The following is a 19,503-nucleotide window of genomic DNA, read 5'->3' as shown; positions in this document are numbered from 1 at the left end:
GGTCGAAGAGGCGGTCAGGGCGGTCAGGGCGTGTGGTGCGGAAGCGGGAACTCGCGGCAGAGCCGGGCGACTTCGCCGCGCACCTCGGAGCGGACGGCCGGGTCGAGGGCGAAGCCGGTGTTGCCGCGCGGCACCAGGGCGGTGAGCACCCGGTCGACGAGGGCGGCGCAGCGGCGCAGCTCGGCCGGGCCCATGCCGCGCAGCGCCAGGGTGTTGGTACCGAAGCGGACGCCGCTGGTGATCCGCGGGCCGTGCGGGTCGCCCGGGATCCTGTTGCGGTTGACCACGATCCCGCAGTCGGCCAGGGCGGACTCGGCGATCGCGCCGGTCAGCCCGCGCCGGCCGACGTCCAGCAGCACCATGTGGTTGTCGGTGCCGCCGGTGACCAGGGTGTGGCCGAGGCCGGCGAAGGCCTCCGCCAGCTCCCGGGCCCCGGAGACCACCCGCTGCGCCAGGGCGCGGAACTCCGGTTGGGCGGCGAGGTCGAAGGCGCGCGCCTTGGCGGCCACCGCGCCCAGGTCCGGGGTGCCCTGCAGGAACGGGAAGGTGCCGTGCGCGATCGCCTGGGCGAGGGTCCGCCGGGTGCCGGGCAGCGGCAGGTCGGCGTCCCGGCCGAGCAGGATCAGGCCGCCCCGCGGGCCGTACAGCTGCTTGTAGGTGCTCGTGGTGGTGGCGTGCGCGTGGTCCACCGGGCTCGGGTGCAGCCCGGCCGCGACCAGGCCGGCGATGTGCGAGATGTCCGCGAGCAGGAAGGCGCCGACCTCGTCGGCTATCCGCCGGAACCGGGCGAAGTCGACCGTGCGCGGGTAGGCGCTGGCACCGCAGACGATCACCTTGGGCCGGTGCGTGCGGGCCAGCTCGGCGACCTGCTCGTAGTCCAGCAGGCCGGCGGCGTCGGTGCCGTAGCCGACCGCGTGGAAGAACCGCCCCGAGACCGAGGCCGGCGAGCCGTGGGTCAGGTGGCCGCCCGCGCTCAGCTCCATGCCGAGCAGCGTGTCGCCCGGCTCCATCAGGGTGCAGAGCACGATCTGGTTGGCGGTGCTGCCCGAGTGCGGCTGCACGTTGGCGTAGCGGGCGCCGAACAGGGCGCGGGCCCGCTCCACCGCCAGCCGCTCGACCTCGTCGACCAGCTCGCAGCCCGCGTGGTAGCGGGCGCCCGGGTAGCCCTCGGTGGTGACGTTGGAGATGGACGCGCCGGCGCAGGCCAGGACCGAGGGGTCGGCGCTGCTGGAGGCGGCCACCATGGCCAGGGTGTCGTTCTGCCGGGCGTGCTCGCGCTCCAGCAGGTCGGCCAGCAGGGGGTCGGCCTCGGCCAGGCGGTGCGCGCCGAGACCGGCGTACGCGGCCAGGACGCCGGTGCTCGCGGTGGTGGTGGTCATGCGTGGCTCTCCTCGTGCTGCTCGTGGTGCTGCTCCTGGCCCAGGTGCTCGTCGTGTCGGGCGAGCAGCCCGTGGGCCTCGTCGTCGGTCATCTCCAGCAGTGCGGCGGCGATCCGCGCCACCGCCGCGACATCGGTGCCCGCCTCGCGGCCCCGGGCGACCAGCCGCTGCGCCTGCTCGGCGAGGGTGGGCGCCTCGAACAGCTCGCGCAGCGGCAGCTCGACGCCGAAGGTCTCCAGCACCGCCGAGGCGAGCCGGGTGGCGAGCAGCGAGTGCCCGCCGAGGGCGAAGAAGTCGTCCTCGGCGCCGACCCGGTCGACCTCCAGCAGTTCGGCCCAGAGCGCGGCCAGCACCCGTTCGGTGTCGTCGCGCGGGGCGACGTACGCGGCGGCGGCCCGGTCGGCCGCGGCGTCCGGCTCCGGCAGGGCGGCGCGGTCCACCTTGCCGTTGGGCGACAACGGCAGGGCGTCCAGCGTCGTGAAGACCGCCGGGACCATGTACTCCGGCAGCTCGGCCCGGAGCAGCGCGCGCAGTTCCGCGGCGGCCGGGGCCGTGCCGCCGTCCCCGGCCGGTACCAGGTAGCCGACGAGCCGCCGCTCGTCGCCGCTGCCGTGGGCCGCGACCACGGCCCGTTCGACGCCCGGGTGACGGCGCAGCACCGACTCGATCTCGCCCAGCTCGATCCGCAGGCCGCGCAGCTTGACCTGGTGGTCCAGCCGGCCGATCAGCTCGATCACCCCGTCGGTGCGGGTGCGGGCCAGGTCCCCGGTGCGGTACAGCCGCGCGCCGGCCGGCACCGGCCCGGTGCCGGCGCCCGGGTGAGGGCGGTAGCGGTCCGCGGTCAGGCCCGGGCGGCCGAGGTAGCCGCGGGTCAACCCGGTGCCGGCCAGGCAGAGTTCGCCCGGGACGCCGACCGGGGCCGGCTCCAGCGCCGGGGTCAGCACCACGGCCTGCTGGTTCACCATCGGGCGGCCGTACGGGATGCTCGTCCAGGCCGGGTCGACCTCGCCGACCGGGTAGGTGATCGAGTGGACGGACGCCTCGGTGGCGCCGCCGAGCGCGATGAAGGCCAGCTCCGGCGCCAGCCGGCGGAACCGTCCCACCAGCGGGACCGGGATCCAGTCGCCGCCGAAGAAGGCGACCCGGAGCCTCGGCAACCGGACGTTGCGCTCCTCCCCGGCCCGGACGAAGGCGTCGGCCAGGGCCGGGGCCGAGTTCCACACCGTCACCCGGTGGCGGCGGACCAGGTCCACCCAGTGGTGCGGGTCGCGGGCCCGGTCCGGGTGCGGCATGACCACCGCGCCGCCGGCCGCCAGGATGCCGAGCGTCTCGTAGACGAACATGTCGAAGCTGGGGGAGGACAGGCCGAGCACCCGGTCGCCCGGCCCGACGCCGTAGGTGTCGTTGAGGTCGAGCAGGTTGTTGACGGCGCCGCGGTGCGGGACGGCGATGCCCTTCGGCGCGCCGGTGGAGCCCGAGGTGTGGATGACGTACGCCAGGTTGTCCGGGGTCAGTCCGGCCGGGCGTCGCCGGGCGGCGGGCCACTGCCCGGCGTCCTCCACCTCCAGCAGCGCGGCCCCGCCGGCGGCCGGCAGCAGTCCGGCGAGGGCGCGCTCGGTGAGCACCACCGGCGGCGCCGCGTCACGGAGCATGAAGGCCAGCCGCTGCTCCGGGTAGGCCGGGTCCAGGGGCAGGTAGGCGCCGCCGGCCTTGAGCACGCCGAGCACGGCGGCCACCAGTGCCGGGCCCTTGGCGAGGCAGACGCCGACGGTGGTGTCCGGGCCGACGCCCAGCTCCGCCAGCCGGCCCGCGACCCGCTCGGCGAGCCCGTCCAGCGCCGCGTAGCTCAGCTCGCCGCCGGCGTGCAGGACGGCCGGCGCCTCCGGGTGCCGGCCCAGCTGCTCCTCGAACAGCTCGTGCAGGCAGGCGCCGGCCTGCGGGTAGGCGTGGGCGGTGTCGTTCCACTCCACCAGGGCGCGGTGGCGCTCCGCCGCGGTCAGCATCGGCAGGGCCGACAGCCGGGCGTCGGGGGACGCGACGGCGGCGGCCAGCAGGGTGCGCCAGTGCCCGAGCAGCCGCTCCACCGTGGCGGGGTCGAAGAGGTCGCTCGCGTACTCGACGGTGCCCGTGAACGCGCCGTCCACCTCGCGTAGTTGGAGGTTGAGGTCGAGCTGCGCGCCGCCGCGCGGCACCTCCCGGACGGTCACCGCCAGGCCGGGCAGCTCGGGGGCGGCCAGCGGCGCGTTCTGCACCAGCAGCAGCGCCTGGACCACCGGGTTGTGGCTGAGCGCCGGGCCGGCCGAGCGCTCGGGCAGCATCCGCTCGAACGGCAGCTGCTGGTGCTCGAAGGCGCCCAGTGCGGCCCGGCGGACCCGGGCCAGCAGATCGGCGAAGGTGGGGTCGCCGGCCAGCGAGGTGCGGATCGGCAGGATGTTGACGAAGCAGCCGATCAGCCCCTCGGCCTCGGCCGGGCGCACCCCGGCGCCGGTGCCGACGACGATGTCCTCGCCGCCGCTGTGCCGGGAGAGCACCGCCTGGAAGGCGGCCAGCAGCGCCATGAACGGGGTCACCCCCGCCCGGCGGCACAACGCCTTGACGGCGGTGGACAGTTCGACCGGGAGCCGCACCGGCAGCGCGGCGCCGCGCAACGACTGCACGGCGGGGCGCGGGCGGTCGCAGGGCAGCTCCAGCAGCTCGGGTGCGCCGGCCAGCCGCCGCCGCCAGTACGCGCGGTCCTCCTCCTCGCCGGCGGCCTGCACCTCACCCTCCCAGACGGCGAAGTCTCCGTACTGGATGGGCAGTTCCGGAAGCTCGGCGGCCCGGCCGGCGTAGCACTGCGCCAGCTCGGCGAGCAGGATGCCGACCGACCACATGTCGGCGACCAGGTGGTGCACGGTGACGGCCAGTACGTGCCGCTCCGGCGCCAGCCGGTGCAGCACCGCGCGCACCAGCGGGCCGCGGGCCAGGTCGAAGGGGCGGGCGGCGTCGGCGGCCAGCACGGCGTCCAGCTCGGTGGCCGGGGTCGGCCGGATCTCCAGGGCGAACGGGACCGGCTCGCCGACCAGCTGGAGCAGCTCGCCGTCCGCCTGCTCGAAGCAGGTGCGCAACGACTCGTGGCGATGGACCAGTTCGGTCAGCGCGGCGGTCAGCGCGGCGGTGTCGAGCGGGCCGTCGAGCTCCAGGGCGAACGGCAGGTGGTAGGCGCTGGTGCCGGGGGTCAGCCGCTCCACCAGCCAGATCCGGCGCTGCGCCGAGGTGGCGGGAAAGGCGAACTGCTGCATGGTCTGCTCTGCTCTCTGCCGGTCGGCCGGCTCGGGCTCGGGGCCGGGCCCGGAGCCGGGGGCGTGGGCGCGGGCGGGTTCAGTGGGTTCCGGGGCGGGGGCGAGCCCGGTGGCGGGGGCGGTCATGCGCCGGTCACCAGGTAGGCGGCGGCCTCGGCCCCCAGGCCGGCCGGTATCCGCAGGTCGGGCCGGACCGGGGCGGTGGTCCGATGGCCGGCCGCGTGCCGGGCCCGGCCGCCGCCGGTGACGTGCAGCAGCACGGTCTCCCCGGGCCGGATCCGCCCTGCGGCGACCGCCTGCCGCAGCCCGGCCAGCGCCACCGCCGCGGCCGGCGCGACGTCGACGCCCTCGATCCCGGCGAACAGCCGCCCGGCGGCGATCGCCTCGGCGGTGTCCGCGGCCCGCAGCTCCCCGCCGCTCTCGGTGAGGATCTCGCGTACCCCGCCGGCCACCGCGTAGGGCGGCTTGCGGGTGGTGAGCTCCTGGGCGTGGGAGGCGGCGATCGCCGCCCGGACGGCCGGGCCGGAGCCGACGACCGGCTCCGCCAGGCCGTCCTGCCAGGCGCGGACCATCGGGGCGAACGCGGTGTTCTGGCAGAGGGTCAGCCGGGGCAGCCCACCGTTCGGGCCGTCCGCGCCGCCCCGGCCGTCCGCGGCCGGGAAGCCGGCCGCCAGCAGCCGCCGGGCGGCCTGGTGCGCGGCGATCGCGCCGGCCCCGCTGCCCACCGCCTGCACGTAGTGGTCGGGCAGCCGGCCGATCGTCTCGGCGGCCGCCAGCAGCGCGGTGCCGAGGCCGTCGCGCCGGGCCACGTTGCGGGTGCCGCCCTCGGCGCGGTGGCCCGGCCGGGCGGCGATCGCGTCCGCCAGCTCGATCGCGTCGGTGTAGTCGCCGGCGACCGTCACCAGCCGGACGCAGTCGGCCCGTTCACCGGCGGCGGCGAGCACGGGAAGCGCCGTCTCCGGCACCACCAGCACGCACTCCACAGCCTGCTGCGAGCAGGCTCGCTGGAAGGCCGCGGCGGTGTTCCCGGCGGACGCCACCACCAGGACCGGCGGCCGCTCGGGCAGCCGGGCCAGCACCGCCTGCGCCTCCAGCTCCTTGAAACTGCCGGTGGCGAGGGCCGCGCCGCGCTCGGGCCAGTAGCCGCTGAAGGCGACCCAGAGCTCGGCCAGGCCCAGGGCGCGGCCCAGCCGCTCGGCCCGGTAGGTGACGCCGCCGCTGCCCTCGGGCAGGGCCCGCCCGGCGGTCGGCAACCAGCAGCGGTAGCGGAACGGGCCGCTGCCGGGGCCGGGGACGAACGCGGTGGCGTACTCGGTGCTCAGCAGACCCGGCCGGTGCGCCGCGCCGCAGTCCAGCCGAAGGCCGTCGTCCTGGTAGCTCTCCCGGCAGACCGGACAGCGCAGCAGGTACGGGCGGTCCGCCGGGGCGGCCGGTCCGGCGGCCGGCCGGGCGGAGGGGACGTAGGGGGCGGAGGTCATCGGCCCTCCCCGGAGGTGGACGGGTTGCCGGTGGACGGGCGGTCGGTGGACGGACCGCCGGCGGACGCGCCGGCGAGCGCCGGTCGCAGCGCTCCGTCCGAGCCGCGGCTGACGGCGTACCGGGAGCGGTCCACCCGGGTCAGCCCCGGTCGGCCCGCGACGCCCGCCCGCCCCGGCCGCGCCACCGCGGCGTCCACCAGGGCGGCCACGGCTGCGACCGTGGGCCGCTCGAAGAGCCGGTGCAGCGGCAGCTCGGCGCCGAACTCGGCCCGGGCGCGCTCGGCGAAGCGGGCCAGCACCAGCGAGTGCGCACCCCGGTCGAACAGGTCCTCGTGCCGGCCGACCGGACCGGTCCCGAGCAGCTCGGCCAGGAGCGCGGCGATCCGCTCCTCGGTCGGCCCGAGCGGCGGCTCGGCGCCGCCCGCCGGCCGGTCCGCGGGTCCGCCGGCCGCGGGGCCGGCCTCCGGCACGGGCAGCGCCCGCCGGTCGACCTTGCCGTTGGCGGTCAGCGGCAGCGCGTCCAGCGTCACCAGCAGCGAGGGGACGGCGTAGCCGGGCAGGGTCCTCCGCAGCTGCTCGCGCAGCTCGCCGGGCGCCGCGAACGGGCGCTCCCGCGCGGGGTCCTCCTGCCCTGCGCCGTGCTGCGCCGGGTCCTGCTGCGCCGCGCCCTGCTGCGCCGCGCCGTGCTGTTCGAGGAAGGCGACCAGCCGGGCCCGGACGCCTTCGCCGTCCACCACGACCGCCGCCCGGCGCACCGCGGGCAGCCGTTCCAGCGCGGTCTCGACCTCGCCCAGCTCGATCCGGTGCCCGTGCAGCTTGACCTGCGTGTCGGCGCGGCCGACGAAGAGCAGCGCACCGTCCGGCCCGCGCCGCACCAGGTCGCCGGTGCGGTAGAGGCGGCCCCCCGGCTCGGTGCCGAAGGGGTCGGGCACGAAGCGCTCCGCGGTCAGACCGGGACGGCCGAGGTAGCCGTGGGCCAGGCCGTCCCCGCCGATCAGCAGTTCGCCGGTGACGCCGGCGGGGACCGGCTGCAGGGCCGGATCGACCAGGTGGAGGCGGGTGTTGGCGACCGGTGCGCCGAGCGGCAGCTCCCCGCCGGCCACGGTCAGCTCGCCGCGCACCGACCAGACGGTGGTCTCGGTGGGGCCGTAGACCTGCCACAGCCGGACGCCGCGGGCCAGCAACCCGGCGGCGAGCTCGGCCGGCAGCCGCTCCCCGCCGCACAGCGCCGTCAGCCCGGGGGTGCCCGACCAGCCGGCGTCGAGCAGCAGCTGCCAGGTCACCGGAGTGGCCTGGAGGTGGCTGACCCCGCCGGCCTCCAGGCAGGCCCGCAGCCGCGAGCCGTCGCCGGCCGTCGCCGCGTCCGCCAGGTGCACGGTCGCGCCGGTGGCCAGCGGCAGGAAGTACTCCAGAGCGGCGATGTCGAAGGCCGGGGTGGTCACCGAGAGCCAGCCGGAGCCCGGGGCGGGCGCGAGGTCGCGCTCGAACGAGGCCAGCAGGTTCGCCAGCGCCCGGTGCGGCACCACCACGCCCTTGGGGCGCCCGGTCGAGCCGGAGGTGTGCAGCACGTAGGCCGCCGCCTCCGGGTGGATCGTGGTGTCGGCCGTGCGCCGGGCCTCGCCGATGGTGTCCACCGGCAGCACCGCCCAGTCGCCGGCGGGCACCCGGTCGGCGGGCAGGTCGGTCAGCACCGCGGCGGCGCCGCCGTCGGCCAGCACCAGCGCCAGCCGCTCGGCCGGGTGGCCGGGGTCCAGCGGCAGGTAGGCGGCGCCGGACTTGAGCACGCCGAGCAGCGCGACGAGCAGCCGCGGGGTGCGCGGCAGCAGGACGGCGACCGTCCGGCCGGGGCCGATGCCCAGGGCGCGCAGCCGCTCGGCGACGCCGTCCGCCAGCCGGTCCAGGGTGCCGTAGTCCAGCTGCTCGCCGCCTCCGGGGCCGGCGGAGCGGACCGCCACCGCCAGCGGGGTGCGGGCGGCCCGGGCCTCGAAGCGGCGCACCACGCCGTCGGCGGGGTCGTAGGCGAGCGCGGTGTCGTCGCCCTCGACGAGCACCGCTCGGCGCTCCGCCGGGGTGAGCAGCGGCAGTTCACCGACCGGCCGGGCGGCGTCGGCCGCGATCTCCGCGAGCAGGGCGGCGAACCGGGCGGCGAAGCGCTCGGCGCTCACCGGCAGGTAGCGGTCGGTGTCGTAGCGGACCGACCCGGCCAGGCCGCCCGCGGCCGCCCCCAGCGTGAGCTGGAGGTCGAACTGGCTGCCGCCGACCGGCAGCGCCAGCGTCGAGCACTCCAGGGTGCCCAGGGTGAACGGGACGCCGTCGCGCCCGGTGGCCATCGCCACCAGCGCCTCGGCGTGCCCGCCCGGCGCCTGCTGCAGGCTGAACAGGCTGCGCACCAGCGGCCGGCCGCCCTGGTCGCGGTCCGGCCGGACCAGCTCGACCAGCGCGGGGAACGGCACCTCGGCACCGTCCAGCGCGGCGCCCGCGTCGTCCCGCACCCGGGCCAGCAGCGCGGTGAAGGGCTCGGCGGCGTCGATCCGGGCGCGCAGCGGCACGGTGTTGACCAGGCAGCCGACCGTGCCGGCGAACTCGGCCTCGGTACGGCCGTGCGTCGGCGAGCCGACCACCACGTCCGACTCCCCGGTGCAGCGGGCCAGCAGCAGCTGGAAGGCGGCCAGCAGGACGACGTACAGCGTGCTGCCCTCGCGCCGGGCCAGCGCCGTCAACGCCTCGGTGGTGGCGGCGTCCACCGTCAGCGGCACGGCCGCGCCGCGCATCCGCTGGCGCTCGGGCCGCGGCAGGTCGGCGGGGAGCGTCGTGCCGGTCCGGACGCCGGCCAGCGCGGTGCGCCAGCTCTCCAGCCGGCGCTGCCCGGCGGGGGTGGTGGGCAGCGCGGCCTGCCGGCGGGCGAAGGCCGCGAACGGGGCGGCGGCGGTGTTCGCGGCGCGTCCGACCGGCTCGCCGCGCAGCGCCGCCGGGTAGTCGGCGGCCAGCTCCTCCAGCAGCAGGGAGAGCGACCAGAGGTCGGCCACCAGGTGGTGGGCGGTCAGCACCAGCCGGTCGCCGTCCTCGGCGCCGGTGAACAGCCGGGCCCGCAGCAGCGGTCCCGTCTCCAGGTCGAAGGGCTGCTCGGCCGCGGCGGTCAGGCGCTCGGCGAGCTCGGCCGCGTTCCAGCCGGCGGCGTCGACCTGCTCGAAGACGGGCGGGAGCTCGGCGTGCACCCGCTGCACCGGACCGGACGCGGTGCCCGGGAAGGTGCTGCGCAGCACGGCGTGCCGCCGGGCCAGGCCGGCGAGGGCGGTGCGCAGGGCGGCCGGGTCGAGTCCGCCGTGCACCCGGAAGGCGGCGGAGACCAGGTAGGCGGGGCTCTCCGGGGCGATCAGGTGCAGCAGCCGCAGCGCGGCCTGGTTGGGGGAGAGCGGGTGGTCGCCGGGCTCGGTGGCCGGGTCGGGCGCGCCGGGCGCGGTGGACTCCGGGGCTTCCGCGGGCGCCTCGTCGAGGCGCCCGGCGAGCAGCCCGGCCAGCCCGGCCAGGTCCAGGGCGAGCGCTTCGGTCAGCCCCAGGTCGACGCCCAGGGCGGCGCGCAGCTCGTGCCGCAGCCGGACGGCGCCGAGCGAGTCCAGGCCCAGCTCGGCGAGCCGCTGTCCGGGCGCCAGCTCCTCGGGGGCCAGCCCGAGCCGGGCGCCGAGCAGCGCACGCAGCGCGGCCAGCAGCAGGGCCGGACGCTCCGCCGGGGCGGCCGCCCGCAGCGCCTGGGCGTCCAGCTCCGCCGCCCGCTCGTCCGCGGTGCCCTGCGGACGGCCGTTGTGGGCGAGCGCGGCGAGGCTCCCCTCGCGGTAGGAGGCGGCGCACACGTGGCGCTGCACCTTGCCGCTGGACGTGCGGGGCAGCGTCGCGGCGCGGATCAGCACCACCGCGGCCGGCCGCACCCCGTGCGACTCGGCGACCGCCTCGCGCACCGCGCGGGCGAGTGTCGGCAGATCGCCGTCCTGGTGGTCGCGCGCCACCTCCTGGACGATCACCAGCTCGGCGGAGCCGGCCAGTTCGACCTGGACGGCGGCGCCGCAGTTGGCGCGCAGCGCGGGGTGGACGGCGGCGACGGTCTGCTCGATGTCCTGCGGGTAGTGGTTGCGGCCGCGGACGATGACGAGGTCCTTGAGCCGCCCGGTGACGTACAGCTCGCCCTCGTGCAGCAGGCCCAGGTCGCCGGTGCGGAGGAAGGCGGCACCGTCGGCACCTCCGGGCCCACCGGCACCCCCGGCGTCGTCGGCTGCGAGGCGGGCACCGAACGTGGCGGCGCTGTGCTCCGGACGGTTCCAGTAGCCCTGGGCCACGCTCGGGCCGGACAGCCAGATCTCGCCGATCGCGCCGGCCGGCACCGGCCGGCGGGTCACCGGGTCGACGATCTCCAGCCGCTGGGAGGCGTCCGGGCGCCCGCTGCTGACGAGCTCGGTGCTCCCGGCGATGCCGCCGCTCGGGTCGGCGGGGCCGGGTGCACCGGCCCCGGTGACCGCGGCGCCGGCGAGCAGGGAGTTCGGGGCCGCGTAACGGGCCGGCGCGGTGCCGTGCGGCTTGCAGGAGACGATCAGCGTGGCCTCGGCCAGCCCGTAGCACGGGGTGAAGGCCTCGGCCCGGAAGCCCGCCGGGGCGTAGGCGGCGGCGAACCGCCGGAAGGTTTCGGCACGCACCGGCTCGGCACCGTTGAACGCCACCTCCCAGCTGCTCAGGTCGAGCCCGGCCAGCACCTCGGGGGTGGCCAGGTCGGCGCAGAGGTCGTAGGCGAAGTTGGGTCCGCCGCTGACCGTCGCCCGGGTGCGGCTGATCTCGCGCAGCCAGCGCAGCGGGTCCTGGGCGAAGGCGGTGGGCGCCATCAGCGAGCAGGAGCCGGCGTAGTACAGCGGCTGGAGCATGCCGCCGATCAGGCCCATGTCGTGGAAGAGCGGCAGCCAGGACATGCCGCGGGTGCTGCCGGTGGTGCGGAAGGCCCGCTGGATCAGCGCCGAGTTGTGCAGCAGGTTGCCGTGCGTCAGCACCACGCCGCGCGGGGCCGAGGTGGAGCCGGAGGTGTACTGGAGGAACGCCACGGTGTTGGCGCCGACCTCCGGGCGCACCCAGCCCTCCGCCTCCTCCTCGGGCACCCGGTCGGACGCCAGCAGCCGCAGCACGTCCATCACCGCGCCGTCCGGGTCGCCGGGCAGCAGCCGGTCGCGGACGGCGGCGGTGGTCAGCGCCACCGTCGCCCCGCAGTCCGCGACGATGTCGACCAGCCGCTCCAGCGAGCGCGGCCGGCGGGTGGGCGGGTACACCGGCACCGCGACGGCCCGCGCGTACAGGCAGCCGACGAAGGAGATCACGTAGTCCAGGCCCGGCGGCTGGAGCAGCAGCACCGGACGGTCGGTCAGACCGAGCCGCCGGAGCCGGGCGGCGACGGCCCGGGCGCGGCGGTCGAGCTGTCCGTAGCTCAGGCGCTCGGCCGGTGCGTCCTCCCTCCCGGAGAACTCGAAGGCCGTGCGGTCCGGATCCGCCGCCGCGGTGGCGGCGATCGCCGAGATCCAGTCCTGGTGCTCTAGTCGCGGGTCCACGCGTTCTTCCCTCACCGTTCGGTGTCCGATGCCCTGTGTCTGCCGTTGTCGGCGGCCGGTCCGGCCGGCCGCTGCCCGCTCAGCCGGCGGCCGGGACCGCGTCGGCCTCGGCGGCCGCGGCGGCCTGCTGCGCCATCGCCAGGCGCAGGCTGAGCGGCCGCATGTCGGTCCACACCTCGTCGATGTGGGCCAGGCAGTGCGCCTTCTCGCCCCGGGTGCCCTCGGCGCGCCAGCCGGCCGGCAGGTCCCGGTCGGCGGGCCAGATCGAGTACTGCTCCTCGTGGTTGACGACGACCTGGTAGACGGTGGTGTCCTCGTTGCTCATGGCTGTGCTCCGATCCGATGGATGGGTGTTCCGGTGGTTCCGGTGAGGGGCCCCGGTCGCCGGCCGCTGCGGGGCCGTACGGGCGGGCCGACCTGTCATCGATGCTGTCGTTCCGCCCTGACCGCGTCCTGGGCCCGGGCTGGGCGGAGGCGGATGCGGTTCCGGCGCCCCACCGGCGGCTCACCGGCGCGGGACCGGCCCCGGACTGGCGCCGTACGGACGACGTGCCGACGGCTCGCTGGCGGCTCACTGAACGCCGGCTGAAGCCCTCGGCCCGGTACGGGAGCCGGGGGCCGGGAACCGGGGGCCGGCGCCGGGAGCCGGGAGCCCGGGCCCAGGACCCCTGGCGGGAGCCGGTGCGGGCCCGGCCGTGCGAGTGGTGGCCCTCAGCCGCCCTGGTGGGCCCGGTCGAGGTCGGGGAAGAGCCGGGCCTCGGCGGCCTCGCGGAGGTAGGAGGCACCGGCGGTGCCTCCGGTGCCGCGCACCTGACCGATGATCTTCATCGTGATGCCCCAGTGGGTGCGCTTCATCGCCCCCCACGCGTCGTCCAACTGCGCCATGACGGGGTGGAGTTCGTCCTGCGGAAGGCTGCTGTCCAGCACTGCGCGGTGCAGCGCCGGGCAGGACCGCTCGACGGTTCGGTACGCCCGGGACTGCACGGCGCTCCGCCCGTCGGTGTTGGCCCGGATCACCGCGAAGGCGTCCCTGGGCATCGTGGTCAGGACCCGGAACACCGCTGACGTCCCGGCCACCTGTTCGGCGGCCCCCGCCAGCAGCTCCCGCGCCGCCCCGGTCCGGCCGGCGGCCACGGCCTTGGTGGCCGCCCGCACGGCGTCGGCGACCGCGGCGAAGACCGCCTCGAAGATCTGGATCACCCGGATGAACATCTGCTCGTCGTGGCTCGTGGTGGTCGGTGTCAGCGTCAGTTCCACGGCGCGGAGCACGTCGGCCGGCACCGCGGCCCGTGCCGCGGCGACCGCCTCGGCGCAGGCGCGGACGAGCTCGGCCGGCTCCGCCGGGGCGCCGTGCTCGGCCGGGAGTCCGGCCGCCGCGGTGAGGGCGCGCAGCGCGGCCCGGGTGCGGGCCAGTCCGGCGGGAGCCCCGGCGAGCGTGGCGGCCTCCACGGCCACCACGTCGGCGAGCAGGGCGGTGATCACCCGCGCCGTGCCCGCCCCGGTCATCGCTGTCGAGGCGTAGACCGGGCTGCCCAGATAGCTGTCGTAGTCGCCGTCCCGGCCGTCCACCACCTGGGGCAGCCAGTCCGCGAGCAGCCGCTCCGCCGGGTCGGCCGTCCCGGCGCGGGGCGGTTGGACGGCGCGCAGGGCCGTCAGCAGCTCCGGGCCGACCGAGTTCTTGCCGACCGCCCGGTAGTGGCCGAGCACCGCTTGGTAGGGGAACCGGTCGGCAGCCCGGCCTTCGGCCTGCCAGCGCGCCAGCTCGTCCAGCGCGCGGCGCGGGTCGGCGTCGGCCCGGTCCGGCCGGGCGGCGGCCAGGCTCGGGCCGCCGACACCGGGCGCGCGGGCCGGGTCGACGGTGGGTGCGGGACCGGGGTCGGGGGCGGTGGTGGCTGCGGCCGTGGGGGCGTTGCCCGGTATGGACGTCCGGGCCGGCGGCGCCGGGTCGGCGGCCTGGGCCGCATCGGCGGCGGGCGTAGCGGCCGGGCCGGTGGCAGGGGCCGGGGAGAGGGCGGTGGTCACGGGGCGTTCCGTTCGGTGGTCGGCCGGGCCGGGAACGGCCCGGTGGGGCGGTGCCCGCGGGCGGCTGCCTGCGGGCAGGACGGCACAGCCCGGCCGGGCGCGGACCGGGAGGTCCGCGCCGGCCAGGCTGCGGGAGTGGGTCGGAGGGCCGCGGTGGACCGGCCGTCAGGCGGTCGGCCCGGCGAGGTCGGCCGGGACGGCCGGGTCGGCCAGCACGTAGCCGTCGCCCGCCCGGTGGGCGCGCGAGCGGCGCAGATCGGCGAGCACGAAGGTGCGCTGGAGCCACCGGTCGGTACCGTCGAACCGGGGACTGAACGCGGTGCGCCCGTGCACGGCGATCCGGTTGTCGACGACGGCCAGGTCGCCGGGTTCCAGCCGGACGGTCCGGGCGGTGCGCTCGAAGAGCCGCTGGAGCTCGTCCAGCGCGGCCGCGGCCCGTTCGGTCAGGGGCTCGGTGGCGGCCATGTCCACCCGCAGGTCCGGGTCCTCGGGTGCGCCGCCGAGGACCGGGTGCGGCTCGGCGGGGCCGTCGGTGGCGCCGAAGGAGGGCGGCGGCGCGGTGCGGAACTCCGGGCGCCGCAGGTCCCGGCGGGTCCGTTCGTCCAGCAGCGGCAGCACCTCGCGCACACAGGAGGTGCGCAGTCCGGCGAGCCCGTCCGGGTCGGCGCGCAGGCAGAGCAGCATGACGAAGTCCGGCCGGTGCGGGTGGAAGGCGTTCTCGTTGTGGAACGTGAGCAGCACCGAGCCCGCGTTGCCCTGGAACTCCTCCTGCCCCGGGACCGGGACGACGTCCTGCACCAGCGCCCCGGTCTTCTCCGGGCGGAAGGCGGCCGGGTCGCCGAGCCCGCACGCGGCGAGCATCAGCACCGCGGCCGGCACGGTGGCCGTGCGCTGCACCGAGCCGCCGGTCAGTGGTGTGCGGCCGAGCGCGGGCGCCGCGACCGGGAGGCCGCGCACCAGCAGCGCGCCGCCCGGTCCGGGGTCGCGGCGGAAGGCGCGCAGGGCGCGCCGCAGCCGGGAGGGCAGGTCCTCCCAGCGTTCACGGGCCTCCGCCACCCAGGCGGGCTCGTCGACCAGGGCCTGCGGCGGGCCGCAGAGCAGTGCGGCGACCCGTTCGGTCGCGGCGCTCTCGGCCCCGGTCAGCACCAGGTCCGGTGCCGAGATCTCGATGTCCGGTGAAACCGGCACAGGTGTCAGCCTTTCTCGAAGTGTTCGGGGGCGGCCGGCCGGTGAGGGCCGGCCGGCGGGCGGTCAGCGCCGGTCGGCGGCGTCCAGCTGCCCGGCGACCACGGCCCACAGGCTGCCCACGGTCTCGAAGGCCTCCGGGCTCAACTCCTCGTCGGGGATGGCCACCTGGTAGGCCTCCTCGAGCCGCACCAGCAGTTCGACGGTGGCCATCGAGTCGAGCCCGGCGGTGCGCAGCTCGCGGTCGGCGGGCAGCGGCCGTTCCTCGGCGAGCCGGGGCATCAGGTCGGTCAGGACGGCCTCGTAGCGCTCGTCCCAACTGGTCTTCGCGGTCACGGTGTTCAGCTCCTCATGTCGGTGGGGTGGTGTGCTGCGGGGTGGTGCTCGGTGGGGTGGCTCTCGGCCTGGCCGTGTTCGGCGGGGCGGTGCCCGGTGGGGTGATCGACGGGCCCGGTGGTGCGGTGACCGGGCACCGGCTCGCGCCTGAGGGCGAGGCGGTCCGCGCCGACCACCCGGCCGTCCCGCACCGTGACCTCGACCGGGGCCGGGCGGCTGAGGAAACCGAGCAGGCTCGCGGTGGCGCCGTACGCGCCGACGTTGGGCACGGCCAGCAGGTCGCCCGCCAGCGGGGGGACGGTCTCGGCGGCCCGGCTGATCACGTCGGCGGGAGTGCAGAGCGGTCCGACCAGCGCCACCCGGCGGGTCCCGACCGCCCCGTCGGCGACGGCGGCCGAACCGGCGAGGCGCAGCGGTTCGGCGCGCAGCGAGGGCAGCCGGCCGACGCCGGAGAGCCCGCCGAGGTGGTTGATCCCGCTGTCCAGCACGCCGTACGCGGTGCCCCGGCTCTCCTTGACCTCGGTGACGGTGCAGATCAGCCGCCCGCTGTCGCCCACGAGGTACCGGCCGGACTCGAAGGCCAGCTCCAACCGCTCCCGCCAGCCCGGCAGGTGCTCGTCCAGCGCGGCCGTCAGCGGTTCGCGCAGCGCCTGGTAGTGCGGCCGCTCGCCCGGTGCCGCGTACGGGCAGGCGAAACCGCCGCCGAGGTCGAGCATCCGCAGCGGCAGGCCCCAGTGGGCCTCCAGTGCCGCGGCCGTGCGGATCGAGGCGACCGCCTCGGCGAGCAGCCCCGCCGGGTCGGCCGCGTTGGTCAGCGGGAAGAAGTGCAGGCCGCACAACTCCGTTCCCGCCACGGTGAATTCGGCGAGGTCCGGCAGACCGTCCGCGATGTCGTGGCCGAACTGGGAGGCCCCGCCGGTCATCCGCAGGCCGACGCCCGCACCCGCGCCGGTGCCGTTGATCCGCAACAGGCAGCGCGCGGTGACCCCGAGGGCCCGGGCCTCGGCGCCGACCCGGCGCAGGTCGGCCGGCGACTCGACGGAGAAGGTGCGCACCCCGGCCGCCAGCGCCTCGCGCAGCTCCTGGGCGGTCTTGCCCGGGCCGCCGTAGAGGCAGTCGGCCCCTTCGAAGCCGGCCGACAGCGCGGCGGCCAGCTCGCCGGTCGAGCAGATCTCCGGGAGGCAGCCGGCCGTGCGCAGGGTGCGGACCAGCTCGGGGTGCGGGTTCGCCTTCAACGAGTAGTACAGCCGGGCGCGTTCGGGCAGGGCCGCGCGCAGGTCGGCGGCGGCCCGGGTGACCCGGTCCAGGTCGTAGACGTACAGCGGACTGCCGTAGCGGTGCACCAGCTCGGCCGCCAGCGCGTCCTCGGCGAGCCGAAGCACCTCGGCGGGCGGCTTCTCGGCGGGCGCTCCCCCGGCGGGCACCCGCCCGGGGGCGGCGGTCGTTCCGGGGCCGGGGGAGTGGTCAGTGCGCATCGGTCTCCAGCGCCTTCCGGTCGATCTTGCCGTTGGGGGTGAGCGGCATCCGGGCGAGGATCCGGCAGACGGCGGGCACCTTCGCCGGCTCCAGCCGCTGCTCCAGGCCGTCGAGGACCAGGCGCGCGCTCAGGCCGTCGTCGCCGGTCACGACCAGCCGCAGGTCGTGACCGTCCCGGGGCGGCAGCGCGGCGGCCGCCCGGACACCCGGCACGTCCAGCGCGGCGGCCTCGATCTCGGGCGTCCCCATCCGGACGCCACGCCGCTTGAACTGGTCGTCGAGGCGCCCGGCGAAGTAGAGGTGCCCGTCCTCGTCCAGCCGGCCGTGGTCGCCGGTGTGCAGCCGGATCCGACCGGAGCCCGGGTCGGGACGGTAGCGGTGGGCGGTCAGCTCGGGCGCGTTCCAGTAGCCGGACATCACGTGCGGGCCGCCGACGACGATCTCGCCCACCTCGCCCGGCGGCAGCGCGCGGCCCCGCTCGTCGAGGACCTCGACCGTGGTGCCGTCCAGCGCCCGGCCCACCGAGCCGGGGCGTTCGCGGTCGGCGTCCGGCTCCGCGATCGTCACCCGCTTGCACTCGGTGATCCCGTACATCGCCACCACGGCCGCGCCCGGGAAGCCGGCGCGCAGCGCCTCGACGGTCGAACCGGCCAGGGCGGCCCCGGTGTTGGTGAACAGCCGGACGTGCTCCGGGGGCGTGCCGCGGGCCGCGAGCCGGCACAGCATCTCGGCCAGTGAGGGAACCACCGGGACGACGGTGGCCCGGTGCTCGCGCAGCGCGGTCAGCACCCGCACCGGCGCGGCCGCGTCCGCCAGCACCACCTCGGCGCCGCCGATCGCGGCGAGCAGGAGCTGGTAGAGGCCGTAGTCGAAGGAGAGCGGCAGCGCGGCGAGCACCACGTCGTCCGGCCGGTACGCGAGGCGGCGGGCGATCGCCCGGGCGGCGAAGACCACCTGGCGGTGGGTGCAGACCACGCCCTTGGGCGCCGAGGTGCTGCCGGAGGTGTAGATCAGCTGGGCGACCGCGTCGGCGGTGACGTCGGTGTCGGCCGGCTCGCCGCGGGCCTGCGCGCCGCCGTGGGCCAGCAGCTCGGCGGGCCCGGCCGACCGGGCGCCGCAGGCGGCGACCGTCTCGCGGACCGGCTCCCCCTCGGACGGGTCGAGCACCACGACGGCGGGCGCGGCGTCGGCGAGCACCCCGCGCAGCACGAAGGACCTCATCTCCGGGTTCAGCGGCACCGCGACGGCGCCGGCGCGCAGCACGCCGTAGTAGAGGGCGGCGAACTCCCGCCGGTTGCCCAGCCGCAGGACCACGCGGTCACCCGGCGAGACACCGCCGGGTCCGCGCAACCAGGCGGCTGCCGTGCGGCTGGCGCAGGCCAGTTCGGCGTAGGTCCAGACGCCGTTCGCGTCCCGGACGGCCGGCGCGGCGGGGCGGGCGGCGGCAGCCGCATCGAGCAGGTCGACGACGAGGGTGCCCTCCCCGCCGGGCGTTCCCGGCGCACCCGCAGGAAGGGCCGCGTCCGGCACGCCGCCCACGGCGAGGGTGCTCATGAGCACCCGCCCGCGGGATCGGTGATCTCGACGACCGCGCTGGTGCAGCTGTAGCCGGTTCCGCCGCCGACCAGCAGGACCCGGTCGCCCGTGGCCACCTCGCCGGTCTCCAGCAGTTCGTTCAGACCGGCGATGTGGTCCCCGGCGCCCAGGTGGCCCACCTCGCGGCAGAACTCCCAGGTGGAGCGCTTCTCGTCGACGCCGAGCTGCTGTTCCAGCTGCCAGAGCATCCGCTGGTGCCCGGTGGAGTTGAGGACGACCCGGGCGATCCGGTCGATCGGTGTGGCGGCCTCGGCCAGCGCGGCCCGGATCGACTCCGCCGCCACCTCGGCCGTCCGGACCGTCACGGCCCGCAGGTTGCGGTGGGCGCGGAAGTACTCCTCGCCCCGCGCCCCCAGGTCCACCGGCCGGTCCGCCGCCTCCGGGCCGGGGCGGAACCCGGTGCCGCGGGCCAGGCCCTCCAGCGTGTTGTCCACCCTGGTCGCCGTGGCCAGCAGCCGGCCGACCGCGTTCTCGGGGGAGGAGCTCAGGACCACGGCGGTGCCGCCGTCGCCGTAGACCATGCCCCGCTCGGCCCGCCAGCGGTCGAAGGCCGGCGGTGCGAAGCGGTCGGCGGTGGTCAGCAGCACGGCCTCCTCCCGGCCCGGCTCGCAGGCCCGGAGCTGGCGGGCCGCCAGCTCCATTCCGGCGAGCCCGGCGTTGCACTGCTGCAGCAGGTCGAAGGCGGGCACCGCCGGGCCGACCGTGTGCTGTGCCACGTACGCGGCGGCCGGCCACAACTCGGCACCCTGGAACCACAGGTAGCTGTGGAACACGGTGCCGACCCGCTCGGCCGTGCGGCCGGCCCGGCGCAGTGCGGTGCGGGCCGCGCGGACCGCCATCTCGGGCGGTGCCAGGTCGTCCGGACCGCCGGCGGTGGCCGCACTGACCGAGTCGATCCGGTTGACGGCGTGTTCCCGGGCGTCGTACGCACCGGCCGCGACCGCCGCGGCGGCGTCCGCGCGGTCGGCCAGCCAGACACCCGTGCCGGCCAGGTACACCTGCTCCCAGCGCATGTCCCTCCGATCTCCGGCCCCGTGGCAGCGCTCTGCCGGGGGCGACTGTCGGTGACGATGCTTCCGCCCGCCGCCTGCCGCGCGGTTGCTCTCCACTGGCGCCCGGTCGGTGCTGCGCTGGCCTCCGTCTGACGGCGCACGGACGGCGGACTGACCGGCCC

General features: G+C 77.3%; 11 protein-coding genes. All 11 read right to left on the bottom strand.

From position 1 onward, the window contains the following. Positions 1-23: 23 nt before the first annotated feature. Positions 24-1,379, bottom strand: a complete 1,356-nt coding sequence (gene glyA / locus MCM47_RS27635; RefSeq protein WP_238864435.1) for a serine hydroxymethyltransferase — start codon at positions 1,377-1,379, stop codon at positions 24-26. Further along, on the bottom strand, positions 1,376-4,786 hold the full coding sequence (locus MCM47_RS27630; RefSeq protein ID WP_238864434.1) for an amino acid adenylation domain-containing protein: 3,411 nt from the start codon (positions 4,784-4,786) through the stop codon (positions 1,376-1,378). Before MCM47_RS27630 ends, glyA begins: the two co-directional genes overlap by 4 nt. After that, a complete protein-coding gene (locus tag MCM47_RS27625; protein WP_238864433.1) occupies positions 4,783-6,138 on the bottom strand; it encodes a cysteate synthase in 1,356 nt (451 codons plus the stop codon). The genes MCM47_RS27630 and MCM47_RS27625 overlap by 4 nt, the downstream gene beginning before the upstream one ends. After that, on the bottom strand, positions 6,135-11,714 hold the full coding sequence (locus MCM47_RS27620) for a non-ribosomal peptide synthetase (RefSeq protein ID WP_238864432.1): 5,580 nt from the start codon (positions 11,712-11,714) through the stop codon (positions 6,135-6,137). Before MCM47_RS27620 ends, MCM47_RS27625 begins: the two co-directional genes overlap by 4 nt. A 79-nt stretch (positions 11,715-11,793) precedes the next feature. After that, the gene (locus tag MCM47_RS27615) at positions 11,794-12,039 is read right to left on the bottom strand and encodes an MbtH family protein (protein ID WP_238864431.1); all 246 of its coding nucleotides are present in this window, start codon (positions 12,037-12,039) and stop codon (positions 11,794-11,796) included. 386 nt (positions 12,040-12,425) lie between these two features. Next, positions 12,426-13,736, bottom strand: coding sequence for a hypothetical protein (locus MCM47_RS42665; RefSeq protein ID WP_305068029.1), 1,311 nt, complete (start codon positions 13,734-13,736; stop codon positions 12,426-12,428). A 165-nt stretch (positions 13,737-13,901) separates the two neighbouring features. Next, positions 13,902-14,924 carry a clavaminate synthase family protein gene (locus tag MCM47_RS27600; protein WP_238864429.1) on the bottom strand — a complete coding sequence of 341 codons (1,023 nt, stop codon included), beginning with the start codon at positions 14,922-14,924 and terminating at the stop codon, positions 13,902-13,904. A 63-nt stretch (positions 14,925-14,987) separates the two neighbouring features. Continuing rightward, positions 14,988-15,257, bottom strand: a complete 270-nt coding sequence (locus MCM47_RS43435; RefSeq protein ID WP_238864428.1) for a phosphopantetheine-binding protein — start codon at positions 15,255-15,257, stop codon at positions 14,988-14,990. A gap of 5 nt (positions 15,258-15,262) precedes the next feature. Beyond that, positions 15,263-16,732: a type III PLP-dependent enzyme gene (locus MCM47_RS27590; RefSeq protein ID WP_238864427.1), complete on the bottom strand. Its 1,470-nt coding sequence runs from the start codon at positions 16,730-16,732 to the stop codon at positions 15,263-15,265. Beyond that, entirely contained in the window at positions 16,722-18,287 is a 1,566-nt protein-coding gene (locus MCM47_RS27585; RefSeq protein ID WP_238864426.1) for a class I adenylate-forming enzyme family protein, read from the bottom strand. The genes MCM47_RS27590 and MCM47_RS27585 overlap by 11 nt, the downstream gene beginning before the upstream one ends. Continuing rightward, positions 18,284-19,342, bottom strand: coding sequence for a ketoacyl-ACP synthase III family protein (locus MCM47_RS27580; RefSeq protein WP_238864576.1), 1,059 nt, complete (start codon positions 19,340-19,342; stop codon positions 18,284-18,286). Before MCM47_RS27580 ends, MCM47_RS27585 begins: the two co-directional genes overlap by 4 nt. Between the last annotated feature and the right edge of the window lie 161 nt (positions 19,343-19,503).

It is taken from the genome of Kitasatospora sp. A2-31, from assembly GCF_022288725.1.
In the GTDB taxonomy this organism is placed as follows: Bacteria; Actinomycetota; Actinomycetes; order Streptomycetales; family Streptomycetaceae; genus Kitasatospora.
Note: the sequence above shows the minus strand (reverse complement) of the source record. Positions and strands in the feature narration are given on the sequence as shown.